Source organism: Streptomyces nojiriensis, from assembly GCF_017639205.1.
In the GTDB taxonomy this organism is placed as follows: domain Bacteria; phylum Actinomycetota; class Actinomycetes; order Streptomycetales; family Streptomycetaceae; genus Streptomyces; species Streptomyces nojiriensis.
Genome location: NZ_CP071139.1, coordinates 3,215,328 through 3,229,480 on the forward strand (window position 1 = coordinate 3,215,328; position 14,153 = coordinate 3,229,480).

Here is a 14,153-nt window from a genome sequence, read left to right on the forward strand (position 1 = left end):
TCCCTCCCCGTCGTCAGGGAGCGGATCATACAGAGAGGGATTTCACGAAGGCCTCGAACGCCGCCGGGTGGACGGTGAAGACGGGACCCTCGGGGTTCTTGGAGTCCCGGACGGCGACGCGGCAGGGCTGAGCGGCGACCTCGACGCAATCACCGCCGGTGTCCCCGCTGTACAAGGCCTTGAGCCAGCCGGTGTCACCGAGCGGCGCGCACTCGACGCACTGGCCGCCGGTGTCAGAGCTGTACGAGGACTTACGCCATCGTGCGCCCGTCAGGTTCTGGATGATCTCCATAGCGTTCCTCCATTACTCGGGCGATCCGGACCGCCGATGCCTCCACGGAGAGCGCGGCTGCCTGCAAGTGATCGTAACGGAGCGAACCTTCCCTGAGAGCCTGAGGATTGGCCGTCATATGGCCCTGTACGAAGTCCTCGGTATAGACAAGGTCAGGGTCTTCGTCGAACCGCATGAGGCTGAATGAGCCTGGCTGCCCCGCATGGGCGCCTGCCTCGAAAGGCAGGATCTGCACCTTGACCCACTGTCGCCTCTGCTGCGCCAACAAATGGGCGAGTTGGTTCCGCATGACGTCCCGGCCGCCGATCTCCTGGTGCAGCACGGCCTCGCTCATCACCACCCACATCAGCGGCGGGATCTCGCGGTCGAGTACTCGCTGACGATCCATCCGGGCGGCCACCTTTGCGTCGAGGTCGCCCTCACTCCACACCCCCAACACCGCCCGCGCGTACGCCTCCGTCTGCAGCAGTCCATCCACCAACTGCGCTTGATAGGTGGAGAGATACGAGGCCCGGGCCTCCATCTCCGCGTACGGCTGGAACCAGGTCGGCAGCACGCTCCGCAGCACCAGGCCCACCAGTCGCGAGAACACCCCGCCGGTGCCCAGCGCCGCGTCCACCCGCTCGGAGAAGTCCCGGGTCGGGACGCGCTTCGTCGTCTCGATCTGGCAGATCAGCGAGCCCGTACAGAAGATGATCTCGCCCAACTGCGCCTGCTTCAGGCCCGCCTGCTCCCTCAGCCGCCGCAGTTCGTAGCCGTAGTAGTCCAGCGGCGAGGCGCTGGGATCGAGCTCGCGGATCTTGACCATGAGGTGGTCACCCCCAAGTTCACGCTGTGCGTTCGGCGTTCGTTTCGCCCTGTCGCCGAGCGTAATCAGCCGGATGCGCTCCGGTGACGTGAATCACGCGATCGGTCACGGTCGGTCAGAAGCGGTCGTCGGCCGCTCCGCACGTATGCGGCGATAATGCTCTGCCGGACTGATCTTGAGGCGACGGGGGCCTGGCAGGTGCGGGAAGTGATCGAAGACCGGTACGCGCTGGCCGAGTTGCTCGGCCGGGGCGGCTTCGGCGAGGTGTGGCGGGCCGAGGACAGCCGGGTGGGCCGCCAGGTCGCCGTCAAGATCGGATACCCACAGACGCCGGAGGACACCCGCCGTTTCGAGCGGGAGGCCAGCCTCGCCGGGAACCTCGCGCATCCCAACATCGCCACCATCCACGACTTCGGGCGCACCGAACGCGAGGGGCGCGACGCCGTCTACCTCGTCATGGAGCTGCTCCGCGGCCGCAGCCTGGCCGAGGTGCTGGAAGCCGGCGTGCCGCCGCTCGCGGACGCCCTGGAGTGGGCCGGGCGCATCGCGGACGCGCTGGGGGCGGCCCACGCCGCCGGGATCGTCCACCGGGACGTCAAGCCGGCCAACGTGATGGTCACCGACGGCGGGCTGACGAAGGTGCTCGACTTCGGCATCGCCAAGGCCGGGAGCGGCAGCGGCGCCGTCACCACGACGGGGCTGACGGCCACCGGCATGATCATCGGCTCCTTCCCGTACATGGCCCCCGAGCGGTGGACGGGCGGGGCGAACGGCGTGCCCGTCGACGGGCGGGCCGACCTCTACGCCCTGGGCTGCGTGCTGACGGAACTGCTGACCGGCACCCGTCCCTTCGCCGCGCACGAGATGCACGAGCTGCTCGCCCAGCACCTCACGACGGCGCCGCCCGCGCCGAGTTCGCTGCGGGAGGGGCTGCCGGCCGCGCTGGACTCCCTCGTGCTGGAGCTGCTCGCGAAGGACCCGGCGGACCGGCCCGCGGACGCGGCCGAGGTGTCCCGGCGGCTGGCGGAGATCGCCCGGAGCGAGGCCCCCGAGCCCGAACCCGTACCCGCAGCCGCCCCCGAACCCGTGCCGGCACCGGCGATGCCCTTCCCGCCCCCGCCGTCGTACGCCCCGACCGTGCACACCGCGGCCCCCGATCCGGTCCGCACGATGCTGGAGCGCAGGCTGACGGTGCTGCTGGAGGACGAACCGCCCGACGTCGTGCAGCGGCTGCGGATGCTGACCGACGACCTGACCGAGGAGCTCGGCGCGCAGGACCCCCTGACGGTGCGGGCCGCCTACCACCGCGTGATGCGGGCCCCGGGGCCGTCCAGGACGACCGATCTGGAACGCCTGCTGCCGCGCATGGTGCGGGTCCTGGGCCTGGAGCACCCGGACACGATCACCGGGCGCGCCGCCTGGGTCGGCGAGGCGGCGGCCTTCGGGCCCGGGGACGGCCGCCGGCACGAGCAGGAGCTGCGCGAGATCGTCGAGCAGGCGACGCGGGCGTTCGGCACGCACGCCCTGGTCACGCTGACCGCCCGCTACCACCTCGCGTCGGCCATGCACCGGGGCGCCCACGCCCGCGACGGCCAGTGGGACGCGCGCAGCCGGGAGCGCGCGCTGAGCGAACGCGCCTGGCTGGGGCCGCTGCTGCCCGATCTGGAATGGGCCCTGACCGCCGACAGCCCGGTCCTGCTGGACGTGCGGCGCAGGCTGGCCCACGACGCCTGGCTGGTCGGTGACGTCGCCGGCGCCGCGCTCCTGTACTGGCGGCTCTTCCCCGACCTCGCCGAACTCGCCGAGCGCGGCAGTCCGGAAGTGGCCCACCGGGTGCTCCGCGCCATCGGCGAGGCGGGCGATCCGGCGGCCGCCCTGGCGCACTTGAACCCGTTGCTGCGCCGGCTCCCCTTCCTCCCCGGCATGCAGGACCTGGCCCAGGAGGTCTCCGACACCCGGGCGGACTTCCGGCGTGCCGTACGGGAGCAGCGGCGGGCCGAGGGAACGGGCGGGGCGGGCGGCCTGTCCCGGCTGTTCGGACGCTGACCGGGCGGCGGCGTACGAGCGCACCCCCGGCCGTAGCGTCCTACCAGCGGGTAGGGCACCATGGGCCGCCACACACGATCACCGCCGGAGGAACCATGGCCACCCCCAAGCCGGAGACCCTCGCCGCCTTCGAGGCCGCCAAGGGGTTCATGCCCGTACGCGAGGGCCTCGCCCTGTACGAGGCGGCCGCCGCGGCCGGGGCGCTCGGGCTGCCGCTGCTGGAGGTCGGCACGTACTGCGGCCGCTCCACCATCCTGCTCGCCGACGCCGCCCGCGAGGCCGGCGTGGCGGCGATCACCGTCGACCACCACCGGGGCAGCGAGGAGCAGCAGCCGGGCTGGGAGTACCACGACCCGACGGTCGTGGACCCGGAGGTCGGGCTGATGGACACCCTGCCGACCTTCCGCCGGACCCTGCACAAGGCCGGGCTGGAGGACCACGTGATCGCGATCGTCGGCCGGTCCCCGCAGGTCGCGGCCGCCTGGGGCGGCAAGCTCGGCTTCGTCTTCATCGACGGCGGTCACACGGACGAGCACGCGAGCGGCGACTACGAGGGCTGGGCCCCGCACGTCGCGGAGGGCGGCACGCTCGTCATCCACGACGTCTTCCCGGACCCGGCCGACGGCGGCCAGGCCCCGTACCGGATCTACCTGCGGGCTCTGGCGTCGGGCGCCTTCGAGGAGATCTCCGTCACCGACTCGCTGCGCGTGCTGCGGCGCACGGGCGGCAGTATCTGAGGGTCAGGGGGGCACGCTGACCAGGCCGGTCGTCCGACCTGGTGAACGCCGGGCAGACAATCGCACCACGCCTTCGGATGGCCTACGGTCCGGACGGGCGCCGGGAGCCGGGTCTAGCATCGCGGCGTGCGCAACGACAACAGCCCCCCGCCCCCCGAGTCCGGCTCCTCCATCGACCCGGACCGGTCCTGGTTCACCCGGCGCTCCACGCTCGTCGTCGGGGTTGCCGCGCTCGCCCCGGCCGCTCTGGCGGGCTGGGTCCTGACCCAGGCGTTCGCCGGGACGGGGTCCGACGGGCAGTCCCGCCCGGTGCCGCTGTCCGCCTCGCACTCGGCCATGTCACCGGGCCAGCGGGACGCGAAGCCGGGCTCCACCCCGAGCGAGAGCCCCAGCGCCAGTCAGAGCACCACCGCGGCAGCGCCCGCACCCGCACCCGCCAAGGGCCCGCTCACCGGCAGGACCGTGGTCGTCGACCCCGGCCACAACGCCGGAAACTTCGAGCACACCGACGAGATCGACCAGCAGGTCGACATCGGCACGGGCCACAAGGAGTGCGACACCACCGGCACCACCACCAACGCCGGCTACAAGGAGGCGGACTTCACCCTCGACGTCTCCCGGCGCCTGCGGACCGCCCTGGAGGCCCAGGGGGCCAAGGTGGTCCTGACCCACCAGGCCGACCGCCCGTGGGGGCCCTGCATCACCGAGCGCGCCCGCATCGGCAACGAGGCGAAGGCCGACGCCGTCGTGTCCGTCCACGCCGACGGGGTCTCGGCGGGCAACCGCGGCTTCCACATCATCCTCCCGGCCAAGGTCAAGGGCGGCGCCGCGGACACCGCGAAGATCGTCGGACCGTCCCGGGAGCTGGGCGAGCGGATCGCCGGGAACTTCGCCCGCACCACCGGCTCGGCCCCCGCCAACTACCTCGGCAGCGGTACCGGTTTGGTCGTCCGCGACGACCTCGGCGGACTGAACCTGTCGACTCGGCCCAAGGTGTTCATCGAATGCGGCAACATGCGTGACGCCAAGGACGCGGCGCAGCTGACGAGTCCGGAGTGGCGGCAGAAGGCGGCCCAGGGCATCGCGGACGGCATCGTCGGCTTCCTCGGCGGGTAGTCCCCCCTCGGGAGTCCGGCGGGACCACCCGCCGCCCCGATCATCTCGGCCGTCGGAAACCTCCGTACCATGGTGCCGCCCGCCCTGCTGCAGGCACGTTCTGCGACCGCGGCACCACGAGACGACGACGACCGAGACCGAGAAGGACACCTAAGACGTGAACATCCGCTCCCTCACTCGAGGCGACGGCGTGGTGATCGGAGCAGCGGCGCTGCTGTTCATCGCCTCGTTCCTCGATTTCTACTCCGCGACCGGTATCGACCGGCCGAGCGTGTGGGACCTCGACTCCAACCACCTGACGCTCCCCAGCATCTTCCTGCTCGGCTTCATCGCCGCCGGCCTGCTGATCGCGTCGCGCTTCCAGCCGGAGCGCAAGCTGGCCGCCCTGCCGCTGACGGCGTGGGGCACCGTGCTCGCCGTCTCCGCCGCCTGGTCGTCGCTGTGGGCGCTCATCGCCTGCCCGGACGTGCTCGACCTGGGCGCGGGTTCCATCCTCGCCCTGCTCGCCACGCTGGCCCTGGCCGGTGTGGCCATCGCCGGTACGAAGATCCCGGCGCTCGCCGGCCAGCTCGTCCCGGAGCCGCGTCCCGCCGCCGTCCCGCCGTACGGCGGCCAGCCGGGCCAGCCGCAGCCGGGGGCCGGGTACGGCTACCCGGGCGCGCAGCAGACCCCGTACGGTTCCACGCCGCAGCCGGTCCCGCCGTACGGCGGTACGCCGAACCCGGCCCCGGGTCCCGGTCCGCAGGACTCCCAGCACACCCCGGCCCCGGCCCCGGCCCCGGCGGCGGACTTCACGCCGTTCTGGTTCGCGGTGCCGGTGGCCCGTCCCCTCTACGCGGAGGACGGCTCCCCGACCCCGATCGCGGAACTCGCCCCGGGCACCTGGTACCTGGCCGTCGAGCAGCGTGGCGCGGCCACTCTGATCGCCCAGACCCAGGACGGCCGCCGCGGCGTGCTGAACGACACCTCGGGCATCCAGCGCGGCTGACCGCCACCCGGACCGAGGCCGACGGCCCCCCGCCCTTCCGGGCGGGGGGCCGTTGCCCTACAGTCACCTGACGCCTCGTCAGATTCTGAAGGGACCGCAGATGCGCCTCGGACTCGCACTCGGCTACTGGGGCCGCGGCCCCGCCCCCGCCCACCTCGACCTCGCCACCGAGGCCGAGAACCTCGGCTACCACTCGGTGTGGACCGCCGAAGCCTGGGGCTCGGACGCCTTCACCCCGCTGACCTGGATCGCCGCGCACACCTCGCGGATCCGCCTCGGCACCGCCATCGCGCAGATGGCCGCCCGCACCCCGACCGCCACGGCCATGCACGCCCTGACCCTGGACCACCTCTCCGGCGGCCGGATGATGCTCGGCCTCGGCCTGTCCGGACCACAGGTCGTCGAGGGCTGGTACGGGCGCCCCTTCCCCTCCTCACCGCTCACCGCCACCCGCGAGTACGTGGACGTCGTCCGGCAGGTGCTGCGCCGCGAAGGCCCGGTCGCCCTGGACGGCCGCTTCCACAGCCACCCGTACCGCGGCGAGGACGGCACCGGCATCGGCAAACCCCTGAAGCCCATCACCCACCCGCTGCGGACGGACCTGCCGCTCCTCCTCGGCGCGGAGGGCCCGAAGAACATCGCCCAGACCACCCGGATCGCCGACGGCTGGCTCCCCCTGTACTGGTCCCCGACCCGCACCGACGTCTACCAGGCCTCCCTCACCGACCTCCCCGAGGGCTTCATGATCGCGCCGATGGCCCGCGCCAAGGTCTGCGACGACGTCGCGGAGGGACTGCTCCCGGTCAAGGCGATGCTCGGCTTCTACATCGGCGGCATGGGCCACGCGGCCCGCAACTTCCACGCCGACCTGATGGCCCGCATGGGCTACGAGGAGGAGGCCCGCCGCATCCAGGAACTCTTCCTCGCGGGCCGCAAGGAAGAGGCGGTCCTGGCCGTACCGGACGAGTTCGCCGACGAGATCTCGCTCATCGGCCCCCGGGAACGGATCGCCGAACGCCTGGACCTCTGGCGCAAGGGCCCGGTGACCGACCTCCTCCTGACCGCCCCGGACCCCCACACCCTGCGCGTCCTGGCGGAGCTCAACAGCTGAGTGCCCGCGAAACCCGCTTGGCGGACCCCGGCGGCCGCTGCTACGTTTCCGGAGGCCGTGCGAGAGAACGAGGAGGTGGTACCCGTGAACGCAGTATCGACATGGGTGCTCCCCTCCGGGGTCACGGTCGGACGCTAGGCAGGTCGTCCGGGAGCGCCGATCACGCGCACTCCCGAAAGGCACGACCATGCAGTTCACTTCCGAACAGCTCCTCGACGACGGCGTCCTCGCACGCGAATTCACCCTCGGCGAGATCCCCGGCACCCTGTGGACGCCCGCATCCTCCGCACCGGTCCCGCTGATCCTCATGGCCCACAACAACGGCCTGCCCAAGGGGGCGGCCCGACTGGTGGCCCGGGCCCGGCACTCCGCGGCGCACGGCTACGCGGTGGCCAGCATCGACGCCTCCGGGTGCGGTGACCGGCCCCGTTCCGCAGCCGACGAGCAGGCCCGCGCCGAGCTCCGCCGGGCGATGCAGGCCGGTGAGCCGGTCGACGAGATCTTCGAGTCCTTCATCGGCCCGCTGGTCGAGAACGCGGTCCCGGAATGGCGGACCACCTTGGACGCCCTCCTGGCGCTGCCCGAGATCGGCGGCCCGGTCGGGTACTCGGGGTGGACCGCCCTCGGCATCCGCCTGGCGGTGGCCGAACCGCGCATCGCGGCCGCCGGTCTCTTCGCCGGGGGGTACGTGCCCCGCGCCCAGCGCGAGGAGGCCCGGCAGGTCACCGTTCCACTGCTGTTCCTGCTGCAGTGGGACGACGAAGGCAACCCCCGGCAACGCGCCCTGGACCTGTTCGACGCCTTCGGCGCCACGGAGAAGACCCTGCACGCCAACCTGGGCGGACACACCGGTACCCCGTGGTTCGAGGTGGAGGACGGCAACCGGTTCTTCGACCGGCACCTGAAATAGGGCCGGTCAGGATCCGGCCTGCGGTACGGCCTCCAGCAGCTCCCGCACGTCCAGCGGCATGACGGCGATCTCGATGCTCCCGCCGCCGTCGTAGGCGCAGCTGACGATCCGTGAGCCGGGGTTGATGGAGATCCCCTCCTTCACGGAGGGGACCCGGATCCCGGTGGCCCGCCCGCCGGGCAGCGCGACGGGCTCCCCGCGCCGCGGAACCCACCGGGCCGTGCCCTGGTCCCCGTACACCCGGCCCATCCGCCAGCGGCCTTCCCCGGCCGGGATCCGGGCCATGCAGGGAATCCCGGCCACGGGGCCGGCGGCCGTCCGCGCACGATGCTTGCGCCTCAGCAGCCACCCGGCCACCACGGCGCCGAGCACGACCCCCACGATCTCGATCACCCACCCATTGAACCAGTCCCGGTACGGCCCAGACCCCGCCGTTGCCCTGGCCGGGCGGTGCCGTTGCCCTGGCCGGGCGGTGCGGGTGCGTTTCCGGGTGCGGCCCGGTGGTCGCGCCTCAAACGCCGGCGGGGCTGGGTTTGGCTTCGGTTGGGGCGGGGCCCCTCCGGGGGCTCTCCTCGGCTCGCGCCAGGCGGCCGTGGTCCTGCCGTACGGCCCGGGTTGCGCGCTCGTCCTGCGGGGAGCCCCCGGAGTGTCCCCACCCCACGGCCGGGGGGCTCGGCCGGGGTGGGGGTGCGGGGACGGTGGGGGGTGTCCCCGCAGGACGAGCGCGCAACCACCGGGTACGGCCGAGATGGCCAGTCAGGCGCGAGCCGAGGAGACACCCCCCGGCGGCACCGCACCCCCGCCCCCGCAACCGACCCCGCCCAGGCGGCACAACCCAGCCCCGCCGGCGATTGAGGCGCGGCCACGGGCCGCACCCGGCAAGGGACCCGCACCGCCCGGCCAGGGCAAGGGCACCGCCCGGCCGGGGCAACGGGCTAGCCGCCGAGCTGCGACACGCTCGGGACCTTGTCCGTCACCGTCGCACCCGCGCTCTGGCCCGCTTCCTTCACGCTGCTGATGACGCTGTCGAAGGCGCCGATGTCACCGTCACCCGCCTGCCCCTTGCGCAGCTTGCTGCCGAGGCCCTTGAGGGACTCGATGCCCGCCGTGAGCGGGGCCACCGCCTTCGCCAGCAGCGGGTCGCCCTTCGCGTTCTCCGCCGCCGCCTTGAGCCGGTTGTACGCGAACGCGCCCGCGAGGCCCGCCTTGATCAGCGCGAAGGTGCGCCCCTTGGCACCCTTCTTGAACTTGCCCGCGCGGTACGGCTTGACGATCCACTGGTACGTCGCACCCGCCGCGAGGCCCGCGTTGGCGACGAAGCGCGTCTTGGCGAACTTCTGCTTCTCCGCCGACGTACTGGGCGACGGCGTCGCGGCGGCCAGTTCGTCGGCCTCGGCGGCGACGGGCTCCGCCGCCGCGAGGGCGGCCAGCTCCCCCATCGACGCGGCGGAGAGCTCCTCGCGCGGGCCGTTCCCGCCACTGCCGCATGCGGTGGCGCCGACCATCAGCGCGGTGGACAGGACCACCGCCGCAAGGGCGCGGCGGAGTCGGACTGTCGTGGGTACGGGCACGGTTCCCTCCGGGAATGAGGCGTCTCCCGCAGCCTCACCCCGGACCCCCGGCTCCACCACCCGGGGGCGCCCGTTCGGGTTTACGACACGTCGGAGCGGCAACACGCGCCGCATGAGCACTCACACACGAGTACGCACCCGGGGAAGCAGTCAGGCAGGCCGCGCCGTCGCACTGGTGGCGGACGTGCTCGCCTTCGTCATCGGACTCTGGATCCTGCTCTTCCTGCTGGAGGCCAACCAGGGCAACGCCCTGGTCGACCTCGTCCACGACGTCGCCTCCTGGCTCGCGGCCTGGTCCTACGACCTGTTCACCTTCAGCCGCGCGTGGGTCCAGGTCGTCATCGGCTACGGCATCGCCGCCGTCGCCTACCTCCTCGTCGGCCACGCCGTGGCCGGCTGGCTCTACCGCCGCTGAGCCGGCCGCCCGGTCAGCCGCAGCAGTCCGGCTCCAGCCCGGCCGGGAGCGAGGTCCCGCCGAACACCTCGGTGGTGGCCTCGTCCCCGCCGAGCGCCGCGACGGCGAGCAGCAGCGACCCGGCCGTCCAGGTGGTCTGCTCCACCGGCCAGACGGCGTCGTCCTGGAACACGTACCCCGTCCAGTACATGCCGTTGTCCGCGCGCAGGTGGGTGATCGAGCGCAGGATCTCCAGCGCCCGGTCCGACTCCCCCGTCGCCCACAGCGCGAGCGCCAGCTCGCAGGACTCGCCGCCCGTCACCCACGGGTTGGGCAGCACGCAGCGCACACCCAGGTCCGGGACCACGAACTCGTCCCAGCGCCCGTCGATGCGCGCCTTGGCCTCGGAGCCGGTCAGGGCCCCGCCGAGGACCGGGTAGTACCAGTCCATCGAGTAGTGGTCCTTGTCGAGGAACCGCTCCGGATGGCGCCGGATGGCGTGCCGCAGCGCGCCCGCCGCGAGTTCCCAGTCGGGCTGCGGCTCCTCGCGGTGCTCGGCGATGGCCAGCGCGCAGCGCAGTGCCTGGTGGATGGAGGAGGAGCCGGTCAGGAGGGCGTCGGTGACGGCCGTGCCGTCCTCCTCCCGCTTCCAGCCGATCTCGCCGCCCGGCTGCTGGAGCGTCAGGACGCACTCCACGGCCGCGTAGACGGCCGGCCACATGCGGTCCAGGAAGGTGTCGTCGCCGGTGGAGAGGTAGTGGTGCCACACGCCGACGGCTATGTACGCGGTGAAGTTGCTCTCGCGGCTCGCGTCCTGCGGCTCCGTGGTGTCCACGCCGTCGGGCCGGTCGGCGTAGGCCGCGTACCAGGAACCGTCCTGGTTCTGGTGCCGGGCCAGCCACACGTACGCCCGCTCCGCGGCCTCGTGCTCACCGGCCGCGTCGAGCGCCATCGCGGCCTCGGTGTGGTCCCACGGGTCGAGGTGGTGCCCGCGGAACCACGGTATGGCGCCGTCGGCGCGCTGCGCGGCGAGGATGCCCGCCACCGTCAGGGCGGCCTCCTCGGCCGTCAGTACGCCGTCCAGGACCAGGTGTTCGGTGCGCCCCGGCGAGCTCACTGGGTCGCGCCTACGGGGAGGTGGGGCTTGGTCGCGTACGCCACGAAGCTCTTGCCGATGAGCGGGTTCAGGGCCTGCTCGGCGAGCCGCGTGGCCAGCGGCTTCTTCATGATGTCCCAGACCAGGAGCTTGTGGTACGCCTTGACGGGCAGCGCCTTGTCGTTGTCGACGCCGAAGGCGCACTTGAGCCACCAGTACGGGGAGTGCAGCCCGTGCGCGTGGTGCGTGCCGTACGGCTTGAGGCCCGCGGCCTTCATCTTGCCGAGCAGCTCGTCCGCCTTGTAGATGCGGATGTGGCCGCCCTCGACCTCGTGGTAGGCGTCGGAGAGCGCCCAGCAGATCTTCTCGGGGCCGTAGCGCGGCACGGTGATGGCGATGCGCCCGCCGGGCTTGAGCACGCGCACCATTTCGGCGAGCACGCCCTTGTCGTCGTGGATGTGCTCCATCACCTCGGAGATGATGACGACGTCGAAGGAGTCGTCGGGGAAGGGCAGCGCGAGCGCGTCGCCCTCCATGGCGGTGGCGGTGGCCCCGGCGGGGGCCTCACCGGCCTCCTTCATCGCGGCGAACCACTTGGCGACCTCGCGGATCTCCTCGCCGTTGCGGTCGACGGCGACCACCTGGGCGCCTCTCCGGTAGCACTCGAAGGCGTGCCGGCCTGCGCCGCAGCCCAGGTCGAGTACGCGGTCGCCTGCGGCGAGCGGGAACCGGGAGAAATCGACGGTCAGCACGGGGTCCTGCCTTCGCGGTCGCGGGGGTGTTCGGGGATGGGGAGCAAGCGGAGGAAGCGGAGGAAGCAGAGGGTCAGCGCGCCCGGCGGGTAGGGGCGGCGGCGGCCTGCTCGATGGCGGCGCGGTAGTGCGCGACGGTGCCGCGGGCGGCCGCGGCCCAGGTGAACCGGGTCAGGACCCGTTCGCGCCCGGCGGCGCCGAGGCGGGCCCGCAGCTCCGGATCGCCGAGCATCCGGCCCAGTGCGCCGGCCAGCGCGCCCGCGTCGCCCGGGGGCACCGCGAGGCAGGTCTCGCCGTCGGGTCCGGCGACCTCGGGGATCGCGCCGCCGGTGGTGGCGACGAGCGGGGTGCCGGTGGCCATGGCTTCGGCCGCCGGCAGCGAGAAGCCTTCGTAGAGGGAGGGCACGCAGGCGATCTGGGCACTGCGGACGAGGTCGACGAGCTCGGCGTCGGTGATGCCCTTGACGAAGCGGACCGCGTCCTGGAGGCCGTACGTCTCGATGGCGCGGGCGACCGGGCCCTGCTCGGCACGCTTGCCGACGACGACGAGGTGCGCGTCGGGCTGCTCGGTGCGCAGCTTCGCGAGCGCCTCGACGAGGTACACGAGCCCCTTGAGCGGCACGTCGGCGCTGGAGGTGGTGACGATGCGGCCCGGCACCTCGGCCACGGACGGGTCGGGCGACCAGAGGTCGGTGTCGGCGCCGATGTGCACGACGTGGATGCGCTCGTCGCGGACGCCCAGGTGCTGGGCGATCTCCTGCTTGGAGGACCCGGAGACGGTGAGCACGGACGGGAGCCGGCGGGCCACGCGGCCCTGCATGCGGGTGAAGGCGTACCAGCGGCGCACGGAGGCCCGCTTCAGCCGGCCCTGCGCGGCGTCGAGGTCGAGCTTGCGGTCGACGGTGATGGGGTGGTGGATCGTCGTGACCAGCGGGGCGCCGAGGTCGGCGAGGAGGCCGTACCCGAGCGTCTGGTTGTCGTGGATGACGTCGAAGTCACCGGCGCGCGCGGCCAGATGGCGGCGGGCGCGCAGCGAGAAGGTCAGCGGCTCGGGGAAGCCGCCGGTCCACATGGTGGCGACCTCGACGGCGTCGATCCAGTCCCGGTACTCGTCGCGCCCCGGCGTGCGGAAGGGGTCCGGGCTGCGGTACAGGTCCAGGCTCGGGAGCTCGGTGAGCGTGGCGCCCGTGTCGAGCACGGGGTAGGGCTGCGCGCCGATGACCTCGACGGAGTGCCCCAGCTGTACGAGTTCGCGCGCGAGGTGGCGGACGTAGACGCCCTGGCCGCCGCAGAACGGGTTCCCCTTATAGGTGAGGAGTGCGATGCGCAGCGGGCGGTCGCCGTCGGCGGCGGAACCCGCGAAAGGGCTCGTCACCATGGCCTCAGCGGTCACTCTCGGCCCCCTTCTCCCTGCAACTTTCGCCGGAGCGTAACCGCTCGGATAATGTAGAACAAGTTTCAGACTTGATCCGTCGAAGACCATTGAATCTACCGGCCGGAAACTACACCGTAAGAGGCGGAGCAGGTGATTCGCGCCACGGCTCCGGCGCCTGCCATGCTGGCCGCGGACCAGCCCGGATTCAGCCCGCGCAACGACACGGAACGGGAGCCATGACAGCGGAAGTGAAGGCCGTCACCACACCGGCGTCGCCTCCCCTGACGGAACGCCAGGAGGCCCGCCGCCGCCGGATCCTGCACGCCAGCGCCCAGCTGGCCAGCCGGGGCGGATTCGACGCCGTCCAGATGCGCGAGGTCGCGGAGGCGGCGGGGGTGGCCCTGGGCACGCTCTACCGCTACTTCCCCTCCAAGGTGCACCTGCTCGTCGCCACCATGCAGGACCAGCTCCAGCACATGCACACCACGCTGCGCAAGCGGCCGCCGGCCGGGGACGACCCCGCGGCGCGGGTCGCGGAGACCCTGATGCGGGCCTTCCGCGCCCTCCAGCGGGAGCCCCAGCTGGCCGACGCGATGGTGCGGGCACTGACGTTCGCGGACCGGAGCGTGAGCCCCGAGGTGGACACGGTGTCCCGGCTGACCACGGCGATCATCCTGGACGCGATGGGCCTGGAGAAGCCGCCGACGGCGGAGCAGCTCTCGGCGGTCCGGGTCATCGAGCACACCTGGCACTCGGCACTGATCACGTGGCTTTCCGGCCGCGCCTCGATCGCCCAGGTCAAGATCGACATCGAAACGGTGTGCCGCCTGATCGACCTGACGTCCCCGGAAAAGGCCTGAAGCCGCCGCTGCGGATCGGGGTCGGGGCCGGGGCCGGGGTCTGACCGGGTCGGATGGGGGCAGAGTGGCTTCGGGGGGCGGGAGCCCCCGCCCCGCC

At 72.7% G+C, this 14,153-nt stretch carries 15 protein-coding genes; 8 read left to right on the top strand and 7 right to left on the bottom strand.

The features are described from left to right. Nucleotides 1-25: 25 nt before the first annotated feature. Nucleotides 26-292, bottom strand: coding sequence for a DUF397 domain-containing protein (locus tag JYK04_RS14985; RefSeq protein WP_189747798.1), 267 nt, complete (start codon nucleotides 290-292; stop codon nucleotides 26-28). Then, nucleotides 252-1,100, bottom strand: a complete 849-nt coding sequence (locus JYK04_RS14990) for a helix-turn-helix domain-containing protein (RefSeq protein ID WP_189747796.1) — start codon at nucleotides 1,098-1,100, stop codon at nucleotides 252-254. The genes JYK04_RS14985 and JYK04_RS14990 overlap by 41 nt, the downstream gene beginning before the upstream one ends. 207 nt (nucleotides 1,101-1,307) lie before the next feature. On the opposite strand from JYK04_RS14990, the gene JYK04_RS14995 reads away from it, so the two are divergent. The 6 genes from JYK04_RS14995 (at nucleotide 1,308) to JYK04_RS15020 (ending at nucleotide 8,008) form a co-directional block, all read left to right on the top strand. Continuing rightward, the gene (locus JYK04_RS14995) at nucleotides 1,308-3,146 is read left to right on the top strand and encodes a serine/threonine-protein kinase (RefSeq protein ID WP_189747794.1); all 1,839 of its coding nucleotides are present in this window, start codon (nucleotides 1,308-1,310) and stop codon (nucleotides 3,144-3,146) included. 95 nt (nucleotides 3,147-3,241) lie between these two features. Then, on the top strand, nucleotides 3,242-3,883 hold the full coding sequence (locus JYK04_RS15000) for a class I SAM-dependent methyltransferase (RefSeq protein ID WP_189747792.1): 642 nt from the start codon (nucleotides 3,242-3,244) through the stop codon (nucleotides 3,881-3,883). Between the two features lie 126 nt (nucleotides 3,884-4,009). Further along, complete coding sequence (locus JYK04_RS15005) at nucleotides 4,010-4,999, top strand: N-acetylmuramoyl-L-alanine amidase (RefSeq protein WP_189747790.1); 990 nt, start codon at nucleotides 4,010-4,012, stop codon at nucleotides 4,997-4,999. A 157-nt stretch (nucleotides 5,000-5,156) separates the two neighbouring features. Then, nucleotides 5,157-5,987: a DUF5336 domain-containing protein gene (locus JYK04_RS15010; protein ID WP_189747788.1), complete on the top strand. Its 831-nt coding sequence runs from the start codon at nucleotides 5,157-5,159 to the stop codon at nucleotides 5,985-5,987. 100 nt (nucleotides 5,988-6,087) lie between these two features. After that, nucleotides 6,088-7,098, top strand: coding sequence for an LLM class F420-dependent oxidoreductase (locus tag JYK04_RS15015; protein WP_189747787.1), 1,011 nt, complete (start codon nucleotides 6,088-6,090; stop codon nucleotides 7,096-7,098). A gap of 187 nt (nucleotides 7,099-7,285) precedes the next feature. Further along, complete coding sequence (locus JYK04_RS15020; protein ID WP_189747785.1) at nucleotides 7,286-8,008, top strand: dienelactone hydrolase family protein; 723 nt, start codon at nucleotides 7,286-7,288, stop codon at nucleotides 8,006-8,008. 6 nt (nucleotides 8,009-8,014) lie between these two features. On the opposite strand, the gene JYK04_RS15025 is transcribed toward JYK04_RS15020, so the two are convergent. Both JYK04_RS15025 and JYK04_RS15030 read right to left on the bottom strand, forming a co-directional pair. Beyond that, nucleotides 8,015-8,401: a hypothetical protein gene (locus tag JYK04_RS15025; RefSeq protein WP_189747783.1), complete on the bottom strand. Its 387-nt coding sequence runs from the start codon at nucleotides 8,399-8,401 to the stop codon at nucleotides 8,015-8,017. A gap of 542 nt (nucleotides 8,402-8,943) precedes the next feature. Next, nucleotides 8,944-9,513: a hypothetical protein gene (locus JYK04_RS15030; RefSeq protein ID WP_189747871.1), complete on the bottom strand. Its 570-nt coding sequence runs from the start codon at nucleotides 9,511-9,513 to the stop codon at nucleotides 8,944-8,946. A gap of 178 nt (nucleotides 9,514-9,691) precedes the next feature. Between JYK04_RS15030 and JYK04_RS15035 the strand changes: the two genes are divergently transcribed. Continuing rightward, nucleotides 9,692-9,994 (top strand): hypothetical protein, encoded by a 303-nt coding sequence (locus JYK04_RS15035; protein ID WP_094744912.1) that lies wholly within the window; start codon nucleotides 9,692-9,694, stop codon nucleotides 9,992-9,994. A gap of 13 nt (nucleotides 9,995-10,007) precedes the next feature. On the opposite strand, the gene JYK04_RS15040 is transcribed toward JYK04_RS15035, so the two are convergent. The 3 genes from JYK04_RS15040 to JYK04_RS15050 form a co-directional block, all read right to left on the bottom strand. Then, a complete protein-coding gene (locus tag JYK04_RS15040; protein WP_189747781.1) occupies nucleotides 10,008-11,090 on the bottom strand; it encodes a prenyltransferase/squalene oxidase repeat-containing protein in 1,083 nt (360 codons plus the stop codon). Beyond that, nucleotides 11,087-11,821: a class I SAM-dependent methyltransferase gene (locus JYK04_RS15045; RefSeq protein ID WP_189747779.1), complete on the bottom strand. Its 735-nt coding sequence runs from the start codon at nucleotides 11,819-11,821 to the stop codon at nucleotides 11,087-11,089. The genes JYK04_RS15040 and JYK04_RS15045 overlap by 4 nt, the downstream gene beginning before the upstream one ends. Nucleotides 11,822-11,894: 73 nt before the next feature. Further along, nucleotides 11,895-13,214, bottom strand: coding sequence for a glycosyltransferase family 4 protein (locus JYK04_RS15050; protein WP_189747777.1), 1,320 nt, complete (start codon nucleotides 13,212-13,214; stop codon nucleotides 11,895-11,897). A gap of 218 nt (nucleotides 13,215-13,432) precedes the next feature. On the opposite strand from JYK04_RS15050, the gene JYK04_RS15055 reads away from it, so the two are divergent. Next, complete coding sequence (locus JYK04_RS15055) at nucleotides 13,433-14,056, top strand: TetR family transcriptional regulator (RefSeq protein ID WP_189747775.1); 624 nt, start codon at nucleotides 13,433-13,435, stop codon at nucleotides 14,054-14,056. Nucleotides 14,057-14,153: the final 97 nt, after the last annotated feature.